This window comes from Pseudomonas sp. KH_046_1 (assembly GCF_057839025.1).
The window spans coordinates 2,414,051-2,432,952 of record NZ_CM174481.1; the positions used below are offsets into that span (position 1 = coordinate 2,414,051).

Sequence of the window (18,902 nt, forward strand, 5' to 3'; positions counted from 1 at the left end):
ACAATAAAATGCCTGAACAACACGCAGCATCTGAAAACTCCGGTAAACCCGTGCCTCGGGATTATCGGTTGACGGGTCCCGAAGCCGCTAAAGCAGCGCAAAAAGGCCTGGTCTCGGCTAACTGGTATCAATCACCCATTCCCCGTAAACGCATGAAGGAACTGATGCAGCGCCGCGATGGCCCGGCCTTGCGCGATACCGCGATCTGGCTGCTGGCGATGGCCATCACCGGGTTCGGTGGTTACTGGTTCTGGGGCTCCTGGGCCTGCATTCCGTTCTTCTTCGCCTATGGGCTGCTCTACGGCACGGCGTCCAATGCCCGATGGCACGAAACCGGTCACGGAACGGCATTCAAAACCCGCTGGATGAATGATGCGGTCTACCAGTTGTCGAGCTTCATGTTCATGTTCGAACCCCATGTCTGGCGCTGGAGCCACGCCCGGCACCACACCGACACCATCATCGTCGGGCGTGACCCGGAGATCGTCGAGCCGCGCCCGCCGAGCCTGATCATGATGGTGCTGAGCCTGTTCAGGATGCCTTATGCAATCAAGACGATGTGGTCGGTCTGCCGGCATGCGACGGGGCGAATGGCTGAAGAAGAGCAGACCTTCATCCCCGAGTCCGAGTGGCCCAAGGTCTTTACGGCGGCGCGCATCTGGCTGGTGATTTATGGGCTGACTCTGGCGGCTGCGCTGTATCTGCAGAGCTGGTTGCCGCTGATGTTTATCGGTTTGCCGACCCTGTACGGCGGCTGGCTGTCCTACCTGTTCGGCCTGACGCAGCATGTCGGCCTGGCCGAGGATGTGCTCGATCATCGCAGCAACTGCCGGACCATTTACATGAACCCGCTGCTGCGCTTTCTGTACCTCGACATGAATTATCACCTCGAACATCACATGTACCCGATGGTGCCGTTTCATGCGCTGGCGCAGCTTCACGAAGAGATCCGCCACGACTGCCCGCCGCCGTACACCAGCCTTTTCGAGGCCTTGCGGGAAATCCTCCCGACTATCTGGAAGCAGCGCAAAGACCCGACCCATTATGTCCGTCGCTCTTTGCCACAACGCGCAGCGCCGGCCGCCACCGCTCAGGTAGAGCCTGAAGCAACGCCGGTCTGACACCTTCCTGGCTGTACCACTACAAGAGAAAACGCCATGACCGATCAATGGATCGATGTCTGTGCCGTGGGCGAAATAAATGAAGAAGATGTCATTCGTTTCGACCATGGCCCGCACACCTATGCCGTCTACCGCTCCGCAGACGACGAGTTCTTTGCCACCGCGGGTCTGTGCACCCACGAGTCCATCCACCTCGCGGACGGCCTGGTGATGGAGCATGTCATCGAGTGCCCCAAGCACAACGGACGCTTCGACTACCGCTCCGGCAAAGCCCTGGGGGCGCCGGTGTGCGTCAACCTCAAGACCTATCCGGTCCGGGTCGAGGCGGGGCGTGTCTTGCTCGCTATTTCGGTTTAACTGCTCGGAGTCTGTGCCATGAATCCTGCCAATGCTCCACTGGTTATCGTTGGCGCCGGGCATGCCGGTGGCCGCGCGGCCCTGACCCTGCGGGCCGAAGGTTATCGCGGTCGGCTGATCCTGATCGGTGACGAATTCCACCCGCCCTACGAACGTCCGCCGCTGTCCAAAGGGTTGTTACAGGGCACGGTTGAACTGGCGGGTTGCAGTTTGTGCGATAGCGCTCAACTCGCTGCACTGGACATCGAACACCTGGCCGCTAACCCGGTGAAAAACCTCGATCCGCAGCAGCATCGATTGCAGTTGGCCGACGGCAGTTGGTTGCATTACGCCCGTCTGTTGCTCGCGACCGGGGGCAGGGCGCGGCTGTTGCCTTCGGTGCCCGGGCATCAGCCCAACGTACTTTATCTGCGAACCCATGACGAGGCGGTCGCACTGCGCGATTCGCTGCGGCCAGGCGCCCGATTGGTGATCATCGGCGGTGGCTTTATCGGCCTCGAAGTCGCCGCCACCGCCCGTGCCCTGGGTTGCACAGTGACCTTGCTCGAAGCCGGGCCGCGCCTGGCGGGTCGCGTCCTGCCGGAGCGATTGTCCAGTGTCCTGCTGGAATTGCATCGCCGTCAGGGCGTGGATGTCCGGCTGAACGTGGCGATTGAAACGGTGCAAGGCTCCACCCGCGCTGAAGCGGTGCAATTGGTCGACGGCCAGTTGTTGCCCTGCGACCTGGTCGTGGTGGGCATCGGCATGCAACCCAACACCGAGTTGGCCATGGCCGCCGGGTTGGAGGTTGGTCAGGGCATTCGCGTCGATGCGCAGCTGCGCACTAGTGCACCGGATATCTTTGCGGCAGGCGACGTCTGTGAGTTTCGTCTGCACCCGCAAGGGGTTTTCCAGCGTCAGGAAACCTGGCGCAACGCCGAAACCCAGGGCCGTCACGCCGCTCTGAACCTGCTGGGGAGCGAGCGGCCCTTCGACGTCATTCCCGGCTTTTGGTCCGATCAATACGACTGGGGGCTGCAAACCGTGGGCGTCATCGCCAACACCGAACCGACGGCGAGCCGGACAATTCCGGGGGGTGGTTTCCTGTTGTTCTACCTCGATGCCGAACAACGTCTGCTAGGGGCTTGCGGCTGGGGTCAGGGCAATAGCGTCGCCAAGGACATCAAGTTGTGCGAACGGCTGATCGCCAACCATAACCCCCTCTCGGTGGTCGCTTTAACCGATGCCGATGTATCGCTCAAACAATTGTTGAGGAACTGACATGCACGAATTCCTGGTGTTTCAGTCCTTGTGGGCCATGCAAGATCACCGTGGCCAATGTGACCTTTCCATTGAAGCGCAACTGGAGAAAATCGCCGCCGCCGGTTTCGACGGCATCACCGACCATTTCTGGGAGGCGCCACAGGCTGCACGCCTGAGCGCCGCCGCCAAGGCGCAAGGCCTGCAAATCGAAGGTCAACTGTTCCCCCGTACCGTGGATGATCTGGCGGCCGCGCTCGATGTCGTTTCCCGCTACGGCTGCCACCACCTCACGTTGCAGGCCGACGTCCGGCCGCGCACGCTGGCGCAAGCCATCGAACTGATCGAAGGCTGGCAGCGTCTGGCCGAGCAGGTGGACTTTCCGATCCTGCTGGAAACCCACCGTTATCGCCTCACCAGCGACCTGTTGTTCACCCTCGACATTCTCGCGCAAATGCCTGACCTCAAACTGTTGGCCGACTTGTCCCACTACGTCGTGGGCCGGGAATTGCCTGAGTCGGCTACCGCTGAAGATGACGAACAGATCCATACCATCCTGCGCCACAGTTGGGGCTTTCACGGTCGGGTCGCCAACGGCGAACAGGTCCAGGTGCCCTTGAGTTTTGCCCAGCATCGACCCTGGCTGGACCGATTCCTGGGCTGGTGGCGCTACGGGATCGAGGATTGGCTGGCCCGCCCGAAGACACCCGCCAGCCTGTCCTTCACCTGCGAACTCGGCCCGCCACCCTATGCGATCACGGGGGCTGATGGGCGTGACATCACGGATCGCTGGGAGGAGGCGTTGATGTTGAAGGCGCTGATCCGTGGGGTTTGGAGCGACTGCCGGATGCGATTGGCTTAGCGCAACGAGCGATAGGCAATGGGGTCGATGTCAGCCGACTGCAGGTCCCGCTCCGGGATCTCCCAGATGATTTGCCTTGGCGGCGTTTCCTTGAAGGCCGGGTTGTTGAGGTAGCTGTTTGCAGCGCCAGAGAACGCGCCGCCGTCTTTGGCGAAGTTACCTACGGGGGCGCCCAGTGCCTGCTGCAGAAACCCTGCGAAGTTGGAGTTGCGTGAGAATGAAGTGCCGATGAGCGCGGTGTCGGGGAGGTCGGCATCGCCGAAGAGGTCTGCCTCGGTGTCAGGGCTGGCGGCTGACGCAACGGGAAGTTCGTCGGTGCTGGTCTGGGCGACCACTTCGGCTGCGGGTTGCCATTTGAGCGGCAGCCAGTCGATGCCCGCCAGATGGACCAGATCGCCAGGTCGCACCGCGAGCGGGGCATGACTTTCGTTGAACGACCTGCGTGGCGTTGCGCTGATGCCCAGGCTCTTCAGTCGCTGCGCGATAGCCTCGGCCGCCGTCTTCGCGCCGGATTCGCTCCAGTGCGTATCGGTGCGCAACCAGGCACTGGCCCCCAGTGGCGTCAGCGCACCGGTGAGGTCCAGATTCGACACGCCACCCACATCCAGCTTCGAGGTCCAGGCCTGGATGCGTCCTTCGTGAGCGGCTGGGCGGTACAGTGCGCAAAGCTGCCCGGAAGCGATGCGGCTCTTGTCTGGAACGATGACCACCAGCAGGCTGATGTCACGTTGGGAGAGCTGCTGCTTCAGATCAATCACTGCCTGGACCTTGGCATCGGCATTACGCTGCGCCTGGTGATTGATCTTGAGTTCATCGGCCAAAAACAGCCAGTCAGGACAACCCGGGCGAACCCTCGGACCCGTGTCGCGCAGGAGCAGCCAACTGGCTCCGCGCTCCAGCTCGGCGAGCGTGGTGGGAAAGTGCGCGTTCGACAGTTCCTTGGCGATCCGATGGGTGATATCGCCGTCAAGAATCTGCGTGGCCAGCATTTTATCGGGTAGCAGCGAGATCTGCCCTGAAACGATCAGGCGGCCAGTGGACAGCAGCCCGACGACCAGGAATATCAGCAGCGCCACGCCTGCCAACCGACTGCTGCGTGTCGCCAGATCATCTGGCTGAGTGGGGGGCGGGGTGTGCTTTGGGATCGTCATCAGAATTGGAAGTACAGGAAGGGGACGGTTTCGCGACTGGCGATCAGTGCGAACGACAGCATGAAACCGGCGATGGGCCAAAGGGCGGCGGCGTAAAACGCAATGCCGCCCAGTTGTTTCTCACAGTAAGGGCGCAGCAGCGGTGCGACGACACCGAACACACCCAGCAAACCCGCAATGCCGTGCACCGGGCGCAGGGTCGTGGACAGTTCGTCACCGAGGGCGATGCCCTGCAGGCCGAACTGTCCGGCATACAGGCTCAGCGCGCTATGTAAGTCGGGGGCGCGGAACAGTGTCCAGGCCAGGCACACAAACAGCAGAGTCAGGCCATGGGACAGCACCGGCGGTACAGCGGGCAGGGTGGAGCGGTTCCAGGCACGATCAACGCATAACGCCAGGCCATGGGCGCAACCCCACAGCAGATAGTTCCAGCTATCGCCACCGTGCCAGAGGCCGGCAATGGCCATGGTCAGGAACAGGTTGCGGTAGGTTTTCCAGGTGCCGTTGCGATTGCCGCCCAGCGAAATATACAGATAGTCGCGTAACCAGCTGGACAGCGACAGATGCCAGCGTCGCCAGAAGTCCTGGATGCTGTTGGCCAGATAAGGACGGTCGAAGTTCTCGGGAAAGTGGAAGCCCAGCATCAGGCCCAGACCAATGGCCATGGCGCTGTAGCCGGCGAAGTCGAAGAACAGTTGCAAGGAATAGGCAAGGCAGCCGATCCAGGCATCAGAGAAGCTGGGGTTCTGTACATTGAACGCAACGTCGACCACCGGCGACAGGGTGTCGGCCACCAGGACCTTCATGCACATCCCGACCATGAACCGGCGTGCGCCCAGCGAGAAATTCTGCCGGTTGAAGTAACGCTGATTCAGCTCGCGCCGAACCCAGTCATAGCGAATGATGGGGCCGGCGACCGAATGGCCGAACATCGAAATATAGGTGGCGTAGTTAATGAAGCTGCGCTCAACCGGCACGGTACGGCGATGCACATCCACCAGATAAGAAATCGCCTGCAAGACGATAAACGACAGCCCGGCGGGCATGACGACCCGCTGCCAGTCCAGGGGCATGGCGCCGTACCCGGTGACGGCATCGATCAAGGTGCCGGCGACGATGTTGGCGTACTTGTACCAGCACAGTACCGAGGTGTTGAGCACGATCAGCGTCGCGAGTAGCCGCACGCGGCCCTTGCCTTCTTCCCGCAGGGCGTCAATCAGCAAGCCGCCGACCCACGCCATGATCGTCAGCACCACATGCACCGCGAGGAACCGTGGGCTCAGCCAGCCATAGAACAGCCAGCTGCCGATCAGTAGCGTGACGTTGCGCCAGGCCGCCGGGCACAGTGCATAGGCACACAGGAACAGCGGCAGGAACAACGTCAGAAACTCGAGAGAGGCAAAAACCATGGCGGTGGCGCGATCCGATCAGTGAGCCAGGACGTCAGTCGCGAGCAGCAGGTATGGGCCATTTGCGCCAGGTAGCAGCACAACGCTGTAGCGTTCGCCGGCCTTGAGCCGACCCAGGTCAAGCGGCGCACCGACGTTGGTTTGGGCGCAGACCAATTGCACCGACAGGCTGACCGGGTTGATCGCTCGGCGTTGTACGCTGCCGTCGGCCACCTCCTTGAACAGGTCGGCGTTCTTCCCCGCAGCGCGCAAACCGGCCTGGGTACATGCTGGATCGGCGCTGATAAACGCCAGCGACGCTCTCAGGCTATTGAAGTCGTCGGGTTGCTCACGGATGACGACCTGGCGGATACCTTGAGCGCTGTCTGGCAAAGCGATCACGCTGGCGAATTCGCCGGCTGCCACCTGGATGTCCAGCGGCTGGCTTTTGCCGTTGCGTTCCAGAGTGCCCTTGATCGGCTGGTTGGCGGGCACGGGCAGGTAGTCGGACACGGCATTCGAGCCTTCCAGTTTGAGGCTTGCCCGAGAGCCTTCGGCCAGCAGCTGCAAGGGGCGGTCGGCGGCGTTGATAAAGCGCAGGAAGGCCGAGTCCTGATCCGGGCCCGTCGGGTACAGGGCAATGTCGGCGGCCTGGGCGTGCAGGCTCAGCATCAAGGGCGCGAACAGCGCCCAGCCACAGGCGGATCGGATCATTTTCCGGCTCCTGTGCTGCTGACGGTGTCGGCGGGCAGTTTGGCCAACGCACCACCAATCGCATTGCCCCAGGATTGATAACCGGCGACGGTGAAGTGCTGCCCATCGGTGGTGATCCACTGTCCGGGTTTGGAGAGCGTCAGCGAATCGATGTAGGTGCAAGGCGCCACGTTCGCGGCCAGAAACTGCGACATCAATTGGGTGCGGGCATCATTCTTCTGGTACATGCCACCGGCTTTGCCCCAGGCCGGGCCCACCCAGGCGCAACGGGTCCCGGTGGCGGCGATGGCCTTGGCCAGGCTGGTGACGCTTTGCCATGCCCAGGCCTTTGGAAACACCGGCTTGTCGTAGGACGCCATGGTGTCGCCGATGACCAGTACCACCAGGTCGGGCTTGTCGGCGGCGATCAGGTCCTGGATCGGTGTGGTGGTTGCCTCGCGCCCCTTGATCACGATTTTGTCGTTGCCTTTGCGCTCGGCACCGCAGTCGACCTTCTTGCTGATCAGCCAGTCACCGGCGCTGGCGCCGCAGGCACCGATGGAGTGGACCTGGGCGCCTTGGCGAGTCAGGTTGTCGTGCAGCGGCTCCAGCAAATGGTCCGCGAGGCTCATATGGCTCTCCCCAAGGACAAGGAGAGTCAGACCGGCAATGGCAGAAGTGGGCATCGAAAGCTCCAGAATGATCAGTTGGAATAAGGCGAGGTGTACGGGCTGACCGGCAGGCTCATGGGGCCGCTGATCTCCTCGAACTGGTAGCGCAAGGACAGGGCACCGCTGAGTTGTTCGTAGTCGCGGGCGTTGTCCAGGCCCAGATTGGCGCCCAGCAGGAAGTTCGAAGCGACCTTGTATTCAGCCGCCGCGGCGACGCTGTAGCCGATCCCGGTTTTGTTTTGCCCTTCGTAGCGCAGGCCCGAGGCCGCTTGCATGGCTTTGTCGTTGGGGAAATAGTCGACGCTGTCTTGCTCGAAGTGCTGCACGCCGACCGAGCCCTTGACTTGATACGTCAAGCGCCCGGTGCGTTGTGCCCAGGTCACCGGCACACCCAGGGCGAAGAACGTCTGCGGGCTGAAATAGCCACCGTGACCGTAGGTGAAAAAGTCCTGGTTGTTGGCGTAGCTGATGCCGGTCATGCTCAAGCCGACGGTCAGTTTGCTGTCCGTTGCATTTTGCAGGTACCAGTACACACCGCTGCCCAGTTCACTGCGGCTGTTGGACTCGACATGGTTGCCCAATAGCTGGTGCCAGGAGGCATAGCCATAGGCGCCGACTTCGTTGTCGTCATAGCTCAACTGGCCGCGCCCGCCGTTGGCGGTCACACCACCCCAGGACTGCCCGCTGCGTTTGTCCGTGGTGCCGGCAAACGAGGTGACGCTGTCAGTCACCGGACGCCGGGAAACGCTCACGCCGTAACGGACATTAGAGGTGTCGCTCACGGGGCGATCAACGCTGATGCCGCCCGTGGCGGTGGTGTATTTGAAGCCGAGCGGGGTGCTGCCGAGATCGGCTTTGAGCCCATCGGCGGGCCGTTGAAGGCCGACGGAAAGGCCGACACCCTCGGTTTTTTGCGAACCGACGCTGCCGCTCTGCGCACCGTTGCCAAAGCGCGACAGCGCCTCGCTGTTGGCACTGCCGGCGTTCAGCGAGACCGGTGTCACGCGCAGGGCGATGCGGCTTTCATCCAGCGGAATATTGATTTCCAGAGGTGTTTCAATGTCGGTCATTTTGCTCAGTCCCGACTCACTGTTGTTGCTACGAATGCTCACGCCCTGGGTGACGTAGGCACTGCGCTCCTGAAGGATTTTATTCAGCGCCAGTTGCGCGGGGCTGATGTCCTCGCTCACCAGTGCTGCGCGCGGCAACTGCGACTCGAATGGATTGCTCGCCTGCTGCGGCCTTGGCGGGGCGTCGATGCCAAAAGGGGGGCGGGACGTCACGCTGCCCGGCATCTCCTGAACCGGTGGCGGGATGGCTGCCAGCAAGGTGTCGCGACTGACTTCGCTACGTGAACCCGACACCCCGGCAAAAGGGTTGGGCGCCACCGTCGAGCCGGCCAGTTGGCCGCCCTGGTTTCTGCGTTTCTCGCTCTGTTCGATGGCCACGGCTTTGCGCAGCAGATCGGTCGCCGTGCCGGTCTTGCCCATGTTCTGGTAGAGGCGTGCGGCCTCGGTCAGCGTTTGAGGGTTACCGGATTCGGTCTTGAGCAGCTGTTGCAGCGCCTGTTCGGCAAAGGCCGGGTCATGTGCCAGCACCGCCGCGTCGGCAGCACCCAACAGCAGTTGCGGGTCGTTTGGCTGACGCTGTAACAGCGGTTTGTAGAGTTCGAGGGCTTTTGCCGTGTCGCCGTTGGCCGAGTACATCCGCGCCAGGGCCGCGACGGCCGCGCTGTCACCGGGACGTTGCGCCAGTGCGGGCGCCAGCGTGTCATAGGCGTTGGCCAGATCGCCGCGCTCACGCAACTGGTCAGCCTGGCGGATGCGATAGAGATAGAGCAGGTCGTCGAAGCGCTTGCGAGCCGGCGCGTTCAAGGGCCTGTTCTGCAGGTCGCGCAGAATCTCGTTGACCTGCGCGTCTTCTCCGGTTTTCAGCAGGACCGCGGCGTATTGCAGGATGAAGTCCGCCGAGGGCGCTGTGGTCTGTTGCAACCGGCCGCGCATGAGGGCCAGTGCACGGGTCGGCTCGCCGAGGTCGACATAGGCCGAGGCCAGGCTGGCCGTGCGGTCTGGACTGTTGTTGGCCATCGGCTGAATACGCTCGAGCAAGGCCAGGGCTTCCTGGCGCTGTCCGCGCTTGCCGAGCTCGATCGCCTGGCTGAGTTGCAGGTTGAGGCTGACATCAGCGGCCAGCGCTTCCATGTCCGCAGTGCGCTGGTCGGGGCGCAAGCGTGCCAAGGTTGTCTGGGCGGCTTTCCACTCACCCATCTGGACCGACAGCAAGGCGCTGACGTAAAGCGCATCGGCATTGGCGGGATGGGCCTGGAGCATGGCGTTGATCAGGTCCCGAGCCTTTTGCGGTTCGCCCATCGCCAGGTTCAGGCGGGCCAGGGCGAAACGCGTCCAGATGTTGTCCGGTTCGTAGCGCAGCGCGTCTTGCAAGGCGTTGCGCGCAGCGGGCAGGTCGTTGCGTTGTTCGGCGAGGGCGGCCAGTTGCGTCGCACGCAAGGCTTGCAGGCGTGCGGACTGGCCGATCTTTGCCTGTCCGGTGGCTGGCAGGCTGTTGATCAGTTGCAGGGCTTCATCGTTCTTGCCGCTCTTGAGCAGCACGTTGACCAGCCCTTCCTGTGCTTGAGGGTCGTCGCGGCGCAGGCTCAGCACCTGGCGATAGTTGCCCTGAGCGTCATCGAACTGGCCCGCGCCGGCCTGAATGTCCGCCAGGGCGAGGCGAGCGTCCACCCCGTTTGGATTGAGCCGCAGCGCCTGGTTTACCAAGGCCACTGCCTGGGCTGTCTGGCCTTTGGCCTGGGCGTCGCGGGCCTGCTGCAACGCCGACCAGTAGCGCACTTCGTTCAGCGCAACTTGCCAGTGGCTGCCGTTGTGTTGTCGCGTGGCCTGACCCAGGAGCTTTTCCGCTTCGGCCAGGCGGTGTTGCTGCTGGCGAACAACTCCAAGGCCGCCCAGCGCGTCGGCATCGTCGGGCCGGGTTTTCAAGCGCGCTTGAAAGGCCTGTTCGGCGGTGGCCTGATCACCTTCCTTGAGCGCCTTCAGGCCGCGCGCGACTTCGGCGGGCGGCTGCCATTCCTTGTTGGCCGTCGTTGCTGCCTGTTGCTTGCCCTTGTTCATCTGCGCCCGGATTTCCACGTCATCCGGATGCGTCTTGAGGTACGCCTCGAACAACGGCACTTGTGCCGGATCGGGCGGGCCGATCCAGGTCAGCGCCAGGCGCCAGCTTTCGTCGGCATCACCGGCAATGTCGGTACGCTGGGTCAGCGCGGCCAGGGCGCGGATGCCCTCGGCACGGCTGTCTTCATGGCGCACCAGATGCTTGGCGTAAAACAGCGCGACGATCGAGTCGTTGGGCATCTCACGTTGCAGGCGCTGAAGTCCACTGCGTGCTTCAGTCCAGTCAGCCTGATTGAAGGCAAGGTTGTTGTAATACTCGCGGCCGATCGTACCTTGAGGTGGACGGCCATCGAACAGCGAGCGAAACACCACGGTCGCCTTGTCACGTTCACCGGCATCGACGAGGCGCCGAGCCTCTTCCAGACGCTGCTGGTTCTGCGGTTGCGCCAGGGCGATGTCCTGCGCCAATTGCAGTGCCTGCCGAGGCGCTGGCTGGATGGCCTGCAACCGGGCGAGGTATTGCTGCGCCTGTTGGGGCTTGCCCTGTTGCACGCCGATCAAGCCCAGGCCATACAGTGCGTCAACCTGGACCGGGTCCAGCAACAGGACTTTCAGCCAGACTTCCGCAGCGCGCTGGGGGTTGTTGTGCAACTGCCAGTACTGCCCTTGCTCGACGAGTAATGTCTGTGGCGTCGGACTTTGAGCGTGGGGAGCAGCGGCCGTCCATGCGCTCATGACGGCGATGGCTAGCGTGCGGTGGTGCGGGTGCATGCGGTCTCCCAGGAAAGTTTCAGCGTTCCGTCTTCCCGGAATCGATAATGTTTATCTGCCCAGCCGAGCGCGAAAAGGCTGAGCATGAAGTTGTAGTAACGCGGTGGACCGGCATCGGCATCGGGCCTGGCCAGCGCCTCGTGCAAGGCGAGTTCCACGCGGCGTCGTTGCTGATCGGCCAACTTGGGTTGCCCCTTGGCCTCAAGGTAGGGAACCAGTGCAGCCCAGAATCCGTAAGGGCTCTGACCCTGGACACTGCCGTGCAGAACCTGGACCGTTTCCGGGGGGGAACCCGTCGCGACAGTGCTGCGGGCCATACCGTCCAGCCGCTTGAGCAGCAGCGCTGCCAGCGGTTCGGAGGTATCACTCATGCCCAGCCAGAGGTACACGCGAATGGCGTCGTAGCTGCCCGTGTCGCCGTTGATCGGGTCGCTCACGAAGGCACCCGATTGTGCTGAAGTGCCTTGATAACCGACCCAGTCAGCGATGAAACCGTGGCGGCTGGATTGGGCAATCATCGTCGCGGTGTTGTTGGCAATCGCTTGCCAGGGCCCGGAGGGTGCTTCCTTGGCCAGGCGCCGTAACAGTGGCAGCGGCAGGTAGCTGGGGTTCAGGCGCCAGAGTGCGCCCGGCTGGACGAAACCTTGTGGTCCGGGCAAGACCATTGGGCCGAGCCCGGGCAGTTTGACCACCAATTGCGCTTCGATCGTCGCCATCAGCTGCAGGGCGTCCCGGTGATAGTCCGGCCGATGCCACAGGCGTGCGGCTTCGAGCAGGGCGTAGGCGATCCACAGGTCGGCGTCGGCGGCCGAATTGGCGTCTTGCAGGCGCCACTGACCGTCCTTGCCTTGCCCCCATAACCAGCCCGGCAGGCGTGTGGCGGTGGCGGAGCCTGCGAGGTTGGCCGAGGTCCAGCGCCAGAGTTTGTCAAAGCGTGGCTGATCGTTGCCGATCAGTGCGAAGAGCATGCCGTAGGACTGCCCTTCAGAGGTGCTGTGATTGTTCTCAAGGCTCGACTCCAGAACCCGGCCGTCGGCCTGGACGAAGCGTGTTGCATAGGTTTGCCACAGTGACCAGGCCGGCGGCTCGCAGGATTGTGCGGCCGCTATCGCCGGCGCCAGCAGGGCGAGCGCAAGCACAGCGCTCAACCTGCGCGCGTTACCGCGCAGGCCCTGGCGAAGTGAAATACCCCGGCTGCTCATGGACGACACAGGCCCGCGCGGCTCATTGGCCAAGACGACGTTTGGCCCGTAGGCGCAGGGCCAGGTAGGCCATGCAAGCAAGCAGCAGGACCCCGATGAGGGTGAACAGCATGAGCGCCATGACGTTCTGCGAGAGGTACCACTGCAGATAGCGCAACGGACCCAAGCGCCCGACGTAGTAATCCTGCTCGGCGACCAGCGATTCGACATGCTTGCCCCTGACCACCACCAGACTGCCTTGCAGTTCGTTGGCATTTTCTTCGCTGCTGAGCAGGGTGTTGGTCACGTCGGCCAGGCCGCCGGGCCTTGTGCCGGCGATAAACACCACGCTGCGCCCACTCTTGAGCGGCGATTCGAATCCGGTCAGATAAGCACTGCCGTCCTCGGCGCTAAACCTGAAGCTGCTGCGCGCTTCACGCAGATTGGTTTTCGTATCCGGGCTGATCCAGTTGCGCAGACGCAACGGCAGGTCAGACAGTTCAAAGTACTGCGCAGCGTCTTCGCCCCTGGCCGGCAGCAGGCTTTGCCATTGCTCCAGCAGCGGCTGATTGTTGCCCGAGGCGAGCACCAGCAAATCCCGGTCGCGTTGCTCAGCGACCTGGTCGGCGCGGACCACCTTCACGCCGGTAGCCGGATAACCGGTGGAGTCGCCGAAGCGACCCAGCAGGGTCAGATAGGCGCTCAGATCGGCCGGGCCTGGCTCGTTGGGCAGGATCACCGATGTTTCAGACAGGTCGGCCATGCGGGTGAACGGGAAGCCACTGTCCTTGAACACCCCGAGGTTGGGCATGGCCATGAAATGTTCGTATTGGCTGAGGTCCAGGGTCGAGTCCGGGTCGATCACACCGCGCATGTTGTCGATGATGATGTCGCGGCATTCGCCCTGTTTGATGTAGTCATACATGAAACGAAATTGCAGGCGCGATTGCAGCGCGACTGAGTTGAGCGGCAACAGCATGCGCGACGTGCGGGCCAGGCTGTCGTCGGTCTTGAGCATCGACAGCAGGCCGTCGCTGTTGCCGAGTTTCTCGATCGAAGGCAGGTCGATCGACTTGATGAAGGTGTCGTTGAAGCTGATCAGCAACGAAGAATTGGTGGAGACCGGTTGCGGCGTGTAGCGGTACTTCAGGTCAAGTTGCGCACCGGGCTCACGCCAGTTGAACAGGTCGGGTGGCAAGCGCAGGGCAACCGTCATTTGGCCCGGGTTATAACCCGACACATTGAGTTCTGCGGGTTTCGCCAACTCACCCAGGCGAACCGGGCGATCGGAGGGCAGCCAGTTTGGCGCGTCGTACGGTTGGCGTGGCTTGAGCGAGTCGATCCGGTCGATCACCACGCTCTGCCCGGAAAAGGCCGAGCCGCCAAGGGCCAGCGCTGTCGCGGCGACTTTGAGGTCGGCGCCATCGCGCCCGGAGACGATCAACAGTTTGCCCTGAGCATCATTCGGGTTGCTCACGAGGGTCAATGTCGGCCCGGTGGCCTCTTTGATCGGCAAACCACTCAAGGTCGTTGACTCGCTGCCGCTGACAAACACCACCGCGTTGCCTTTGGCCGGCAGGCTGGTGAGGCTGGCGGGAAAGGTTGCGCCGCGGTAGCTGGCCAGTGCGCCGAACCAGGAAGACAGGATGCCCGCGGCCTCAAGCTCCGGACCGCTTGGGCGCGTGGCGAACACGAAGGGCAGCTTCAGGGGCAAGGCATCTCGACGATCGAACAGGGGCAGCGGCAGCGCGGACAGATCGTTGGGCTGTCTGATCGACGACACCTGGAGGCTCAGCTGGCTCTCGTTGCCGATCCTGGCCCACAGGCTGGAGTGCAAAGGGTCTTCACATTGCATCGTGTAGTGACCGATGAACTGCAGGCTGAGCCGGTTGAATTCGGTGATGGTCTGCGGCGGTATCTGCACGGTCCGGGTCTGCAATTTACCGGCCTCTTCCTTCGGGAGGGGCAGGCTGGCGGCCACTTGATCGTTGATCAGCACGTTGATTTGCGAAAGATCGGCCAGCAGCGCCGGTGAGTAGCTGTACTGCAGCGTGACCTGCGCAGCCGTGACGACTTCATCGGCGCGCACATCGAAATTCACACTGTCGGTAGCCTCCACGCCTTTAAGGGTCATCGAATAGCTTTTGCCCAGCTCCTTGAGGGTGCGGGTATAGCTGTTGCCCGGGGCATCGGTCCCGGGCAACGAAACGACCGGCATCACCGCCGGGTCCGTGGCGCTGATTTGGTCGGCAGCACTCAAGGCACAGCCGCTCCAGCCCATTAGCGAGCAGGCAATCAGCATGAGTGAGCGACGAGGAAGAAAGGTCCGGCGAGTGGAAGGCTTCAAGATCGTTGCGTGTCCGCGGTGGAGTCGATAGGTGATGGAGCGACCGGGCGTTTGCGCAGCAGCGCGCGGCTGTCCTTCAGGGTTGCAACGAACAGGCGCAGGATGGCGCGTAAGCCAATGCTGCTGACCTCGCGCAACGCCGACATGGGCGCGTCGAGGCGGCCGTTACCCCAGGTGTTGGCCCAGGTGTCGGCCCGTGAAAAGGTCAGTCGCACCAGCTCACTTTGCTGGCGCAGGGTCAGAGACTCGAATTGCACGCCCGCCCCGTTTTCGTTGCTGAAGATCGTTGTGGCGGGAAAGAGGCTTGAGGGAGGCGTGCGCAGAATGCACAGCCGCAGCTTCTCATTGACGCTGAGCTGAACCTGCGGTGGCAGTGCCAGACCCACGCCGTTTTGCGAGAAGTCCTGGGTTTTGCAATCGAACCAGGTGCCGTCTTCGCGATAGATGCGCACGGGCAGATCTGCGGGCACCCTGGGTTCGTTGCGCACCTGAGAGGACTCAGTGGCCACCGCCACGGCAGCGCTGACGATGATGATGTTGTACAGGGTCCAGGCCAGGTTGATCAGCAGGGTTGTGACCTGGGCCGAATCACTCCCGATCAGTTTCACCACGCCGATCACCAGACCGATCATGTTCAAGGTCAGCAGGACGATGTAAGGCCGTGCGAGCTTCCAGTCGAAATAGTCCTTTTCGATGGTGCCGCCCTTGTCGGTCACGTTGAACTTGCCCAGCGAAGGGCTGATCAGGGCCAACAGTACCGGGCGCATGATGTACCAGGCCAACACCGACTCATACACTTCGTTCCAGAAGGAATGGCGGAAGCGCCCCTGGATGGCGGAGTTGGTCAGGCTGGAATGGAAAATATGCGGCAGCACATAGACCGTAACCATCAGCGCCGAGGCATGGAAAATCTGCGCGTCGAATATCAGGTAGGCCAAGGGTGCGGTCAAGAACACCAGGCGCGGCAGGCTGTAGAAAAAGTGCATCATGGCGTTGAGGTAGCAGATACGCTGCCCCAGGTTCAGTCCTTTGCCAAACAACGGATTGTCGGTGCGAAAAATCTGCGCCATGCCCCGTGCCCAGCGTATGCGCTGGCTGATGTGTCGAGAAAGGCTTTCGGTGGCCAGGCCCGCCGCTTGTGGAATGGCGAGGTAGGCGGTATTGAAACCACGGCGATTGAGCTTGAGTGCCGTGTGCGCATCCTCCGTCACGGTTTCGGTGGCGATGCCGCCGACTTCCAGCAAGTGAGTGCGCCGGATGACCGCGCAGGAGCCACAGAAGAATGCCGCGTTCCACAGGTCGTTGCCGTCCTGCACCAGGCCGTAGAACAGCTCACCCTCATTGGGCACCGAGCGAAAGGTATCGAGGTTCTTTTCGAACGGATCGGGTGAATAGAAGAAGTGCGGCGTTTGCAGCAACGCCAGGTTCGGGTCCTTTAAAAACCAGCCCATGGTGATCTGCAGGAAGGAGCGGGTGGGCACGTGGTCGGCGTCGAATATGGCGATGAACTCGCCATCGGTGACTTTGAGTGCCTCGTTGAGGTTGCCGGCCTTGGCATGTTGATTGTTGTCGCGGGTGATGTAGTTGACCCCGATCTGCTGACAGAAAACCTTGAATTCTTCCCGGCGTCCGTCGTCGAGCATGTGCACCCGCAGTTTGCCCTCGGGCCAGTCGATGGCCTGGGCGGCAAGCACCACCAGTTTGACGATGCCCAACGCTTCGTTATAGGTCGGAATGAAGACATCTACCGTCGGCCATTCAGCGGGCGGCTGTTGCAGAAACTGCGGTGTGCGGTGCAGCGGCCAGGCGGTCTGTACGTAACCGAAGACGAGGACCAGCAAGGCATACAGTTCGGCCAGCACCAGCCCGTAGCCAAATACGGCATCCTGCCAGTTGTCGAAGCCCAGGGTGTCGGTCAGGCGCCAGTACATGTAGCGCAGCGAAGCGATCAGCGAGAGGGTGATCAGGGTCAGGATCGCCAGACGCCCGGCTTGCTTGCGGATGATCAGGCTGGCGGCAAAACAGACGGCGGCAAACGCAGCCTGGGAATACAGGTTCAGCGGCGCAGTGAGGATGCCCAGCACCAACAATGCTGCGCTCAGCCCGGCCGAGATCTTCAGGCCCTGGCGGCAACGCAGGGGCCATCGACTGACGCGAGCCAGGAAAGTATCCACCAGCCCCTGCAACCACCACGTCTTTGCAGGTAGCTGATTCAGCTGGGCGGTCATGGTGTGCCCTGCTGGCTGCAAGCATCCGCGAAAAGCAGGGCATGAACCGCGCCTGCCAGCGAGAGGATGTCCTGACAGCCAATGCTCTCGGGTGCGAACTGCAACAGGTCCCGACCATAGGCCAGCGACTCGTTGAATTGATGATCGAGGCGAATCGTCCCGATCAGGTTAGCGCCCAGCCGCCGCAGAAACAGCACGCTCATGTCCCTGCTGAACGAACGCGAGTCATCCCGTTGGTTGAGCACATACCGGTGCCGCTGTGCGCGTCGTCGGCTGGTTTCGAGCCATTGGGTCATGGTGTCCAGTGCCAGGTAGGAGGCCGCGTCGGCCACTGTCATCACCAACACCAGATCGGCGGCATCGAGTGCCTGTTGCGAATACACGGTCGCACCCGAAGGCGTGTCCAGGATCACAGTATCGTTTTCGCTGAGGTTCATTGACGCCAGGTGCCGATTCAACCAGTCAGAATCTTCAAGCATCAACTGCTTGAGCAATCGACGATCGTTCACCTCGCCAGTACCGAAGGGCAGGCACTCGCTGTCGCCAAAGCCCGGCAGGCGAAAAGCGCCCCAGTCTGCTTTGTGCTCTTTGAGCTGGATCAGCCCGGGAGCCTGCCTGGTGATACCCAAGTGGCTGGACAGCGCGTTCTGAGGGTCCAGATCAATCGCGATGGTTCGCCCGCCAGAGCTGCGAAGTGTTTTTGCGAGGCCGGCGGCGATGGTGCTTTTACCCACTCCACCATTCGCCGAAACGATAGCGATGACCTTCGCCTTGGTCCGCTTGCGAGTCGTTTCCGGCAGACCGTCTCGACGAACCTGGTTGAGTTCACGCAACAGGTCGCTCAATCGCTGACGGTCACCCGTAGCAGGACTCGCAGCTGGCTTGGTCAGGGGAGGGGATATGGGCGAAGGTGGCGAGAGGACAGCATTCTTCACAGGCTCGACCGGCGCGCCAATCAACAAAGAAGGCTGTGGCTCGTCCAGTAGAAACACAGGGGGCGTTGGTGTTGGGGGAGGCAAGGCCACCGACGGTTCTGGCTCAGCCAGCGCAGGTGTAACCGGGTCGTCCTTGAAATCTTTATAGTTCGGTTGTATTTCCTGGTAGCTCTCCGCATTGGCGCCAAAACGTGTAAAGAGTTTCGCAATATCGTCTACATATTTCATGCGTTGTACCAGGAATGAAATAACTCAGAAACTCAGCATTCCATTAACTTGTAAAGTTGATGCGTAGTCTTGGCATTGGCAGAGTGCCACTAATGTAGGGTGTCTGCATCTTAGTGTCAACGAATGTTATAATTAGTCAGCGAGGGTTATTGATGTTGGTCTGAATGTTGTTGGGATGTTGTGTTATTCGTGGAAAGTATGAGTGTTAGAGTACGCCCAATATCGACTGTCCAATGAAGTGTAATATGATGATGGGTAATGTGTGTATATGTCGTGTCGAAATAACTTTCGGCACGATGGAGTGTGGGTGTTGATCGCCTTCGGTGGTTTGATGCCGGGTTATTTATTAAATAAGTTGACTGATGTATTTGAAGGCATAGTGGGGGGAAAATAATACCTTTTCGGTTAAGGTGATGGGTGTCGCGGGTGTGCCAAGTTATGGACGCTAGTTTGCAAGAGCAGCAAGGGAAGCTCTTGGCGTGCCTATTTCCAATCAGTACCGACAAGTTGTAAGTTGGTCGGTGCGCAGGAATCAAAAAAACCTAGACTTCAATGGGTCGAATGCCTGATGCGAGTCTCATTTCCCACGTCATACGCAACAACGC

General features: G+C 61.5%; 13 protein-coding genes. 4 read left to right on the forward strand and 9 right to left on the reverse strand.

The window, feature by feature from the left end; translation table 11 throughout:
• The first annotated feature begins 8 nt into the window (after positions 1 to 8).
• The 4 genes from AC3IT9_RS11235 to AC3IT9_RS11250 are packed head-to-tail and all read left to right on the forward strand — an operon-like array spanning position 9 to position 3,579.
• Positions 9 to 1,121 (forward strand): fatty acid desaturase family protein, encoded by a 1,113-nt coding sequence (locus AC3IT9_RS11235; protein ID WP_489273067.1) that lies wholly within the window; start codon positions 9 to 11, stop codon positions 1,119 to 1,121.
• Between the two features lie 36 nt (positions 1,122 to 1,157).
• Positions 1,158 to 1,478 (forward strand): MocE family 2Fe-2S type ferredoxin, encoded by a 321-nt coding sequence (locus AC3IT9_RS11240; RefSeq protein ID WP_007991153.1) that lies wholly within the window; start codon positions 1,158 to 1,160, stop codon positions 1,476 to 1,478.
• 18 nt (positions 1,479 to 1,496) lie between these two features.
• On the forward strand, positions 1,497 to 2,738 hold the full coding sequence (locus AC3IT9_RS11245) for an NAD(P)/FAD-dependent oxidoreductase (protein WP_489273069.1): 1,242 nt from the start codon (positions 1,497 to 1,499) through the stop codon (positions 2,736 to 2,738).
• A 1-nt stretch (position 2,739) separates the two neighbouring features.
• Positions 2,740 to 3,579, forward strand: coding sequence for a sugar phosphate isomerase/epimerase family protein (locus AC3IT9_RS11250; protein ID WP_489273070.1), 840 nt, complete (start codon positions 2,740 to 2,742; stop codon positions 3,577 to 3,579).
• Here AC3IT9_RS11250 and AC3IT9_RS11255 read toward each other — a convergent pair.
• From AC3IT9_RS11255 to bcsQ, 9 genes are read right to left on the reverse strand one after another with little or no spacing between them, the layout of a single operon-like run.
• Entirely contained in the window at positions 3,576 to 4,730 is a 1,155-nt protein-coding gene (locus AC3IT9_RS11255; protein WP_489273072.1) for an alginate O-acetyltransferase AlgX-related protein, read from the reverse strand. The two genes, AC3IT9_RS11250 and AC3IT9_RS11255, sit on opposite strands and share 4 nt — an antisense overlap.
• Positions 4,730 to 6,139 (reverse strand): MBOAT family O-acyltransferase, encoded by a 1,410-nt coding sequence (locus AC3IT9_RS11260; protein WP_151213014.1) that lies wholly within the window; start codon positions 6,137 to 6,139, stop codon positions 4,730 to 4,732. The genes AC3IT9_RS11255 and AC3IT9_RS11260 overlap by 1 nt, the downstream gene beginning before the upstream one ends.
• Positions 6,140 to 6,157: 18 nt before the next feature.
• On the reverse strand, positions 6,158 to 6,832 hold the full coding sequence (locus AC3IT9_RS11265; protein WP_150727296.1) for an alginate O-acetyltransferase AlgF: 675 nt from the start codon (positions 6,830 to 6,832) through the stop codon (positions 6,158 to 6,160).
• Positions 6,829 to 7,497 (reverse strand): SGNH/GDSL hydrolase family protein, encoded by a 669-nt coding sequence (locus AC3IT9_RS11270; protein ID WP_150727297.1) that lies wholly within the window; start codon positions 7,495 to 7,497, stop codon positions 6,829 to 6,831. The genes AC3IT9_RS11265 and AC3IT9_RS11270 overlap by 4 nt, the downstream gene beginning before the upstream one ends.
• A gap of 17 nt (positions 7,498 to 7,514) precedes the next feature.
• Complete coding sequence (locus tag AC3IT9_RS11275; RefSeq protein WP_489273073.1) at positions 7,515 to 11,378, reverse strand: cellulose synthase subunit BcsC-related outer membrane protein; 3,864 nt, start codon at positions 11,376 to 11,378, stop codon at positions 7,515 to 7,517.
• Positions 11,354 to 12,580 carry a cellulose synthase complex periplasmic endoglucanase BcsZ gene (gene bcsZ, locus AC3IT9_RS11280; protein WP_489273075.1) on the reverse strand — a complete coding sequence of 409 codons (1,227 nt, stop codon included), beginning with the start codon at positions 12,578 to 12,580 and terminating at the stop codon, positions 11,354 to 11,356. Before bcsZ ends, AC3IT9_RS11275 begins: the two co-directional genes overlap by 25 nt.
• 22 nt (positions 12,581 to 12,602) lie before the next feature.
• Positions 12,603 to 14,906: a cellulose biosynthesis cyclic di-GMP-binding regulatory protein BcsB gene (gene bcsB / locus AC3IT9_RS11285; RefSeq protein ID WP_489273076.1), complete on the reverse strand. Its 2,304-nt coding sequence runs from the start codon at positions 14,904 to 14,906 to the stop codon at positions 12,603 to 12,605.
• Positions 14,903 to 17,134 carry a UDP-forming cellulose synthase catalytic subunit gene (gene bcsA / locus AC3IT9_RS11290; protein WP_489273078.1) on the reverse strand — a complete coding sequence of 744 codons (2,232 nt, stop codon included), beginning with the start codon at positions 17,132 to 17,134 and terminating at the stop codon, positions 14,903 to 14,905. The genes bcsB and bcsA overlap by 4 nt, the downstream gene beginning before the upstream one ends.
• A complete protein-coding gene (gene bcsQ / locus AC3IT9_RS11295) occupies positions 17,131 to 18,297 on the reverse strand; it encodes a cellulose biosynthesis protein BcsQ (protein ID WP_489273080.1) in 1,167 nt (388 codons plus the stop codon). Before bcsQ ends, bcsA begins: the two co-directional genes overlap by 4 nt.
• Positions 18,298 to 18,902 lie beyond the last annotated feature (605 nt).

Excerpts from the sequence above, each read along its gene's own strand:
- AC3IT9_RS11250 (WP_489273070.1), top strand. The coding sequence starts at position 2,740 with ATGCACGAATTCCTGGTGTTTCAGTCCTTGTGGGCCATGCAAGATCAC.
- AC3IT9_RS11260 (WP_151213014.1), bottom strand. The coding sequence starts at position 6,139 with ATGGTTTTTGCCTCTCTCGAGTTTCTGACGTTGTTCCTGCCGCTGTTC.
- AC3IT9_RS11255 (WP_489273072.1), bottom strand. The coding sequence starts at position 4,730 with ATGACGATCCCAAAGCACACCCCGCCCCCCACTCAGCCAGATGATCTG.
- bcsA (WP_489273078.1), bottom strand. The coding sequence starts at position 17,134 with ATGACCGCCCAGCTGAATCAGCTACCTGCAAAGACGTGGTGGTTGCAG.
- AC3IT9_RS11240 (WP_007991153.1), top strand. The coding sequence starts at position 1,158 with ATGACCGATCAATGGATCGATGTCTGTGCCGTGGGCGAAATAAATGAA.
- AC3IT9_RS11245 (WP_489273069.1), top strand. The coding sequence starts at position 1,497 with ATGAATCCTGCCAATGCTCCACTGGTTATCGTTGGCGCCGGGCATGCC.
- AC3IT9_RS11275 (WP_489273073.1), bottom strand. The coding sequence starts at position 11,378 with ATGCACCCGCACCACCGCACGCTAGCCATCGCCGTCATGAGCGCATGG.
- AC3IT9_RS11270 (WP_150727297.1), bottom strand. The coding sequence starts at position 7,497 with ATGCCCACTTCTGCCATTGCCGGTCTGACTCTCCTTGTCCTTGGGGAG.
- AC3IT9_RS11235 (WP_489273067.1), top strand. The coding sequence starts at position 9 with ATGCCTGAACAACACGCAGCATCTGAAAACTCCGGTAAACCCGTGCCT.
- AC3IT9_RS11265 (WP_150727296.1), bottom strand. The coding sequence starts at position 6,832 with ATGATCCGATCCGCCTGTGGCTGGGCGCTGTTCGCGCCCTTGATGCTG.
- bcsQ (WP_489273080.1), bottom strand. The coding sequence starts at position 18,297 with ATGAAATATGTAGACGATATTGCGAAACTCTTTACACGTTTTGGCGCC.
- bcsZ (WP_489273075.1), bottom strand. The coding sequence starts at position 12,580 with ATGAGCAGCCGGGGTATTTCACTTCGCCAGGGCCTGCGCGGTAACGCG.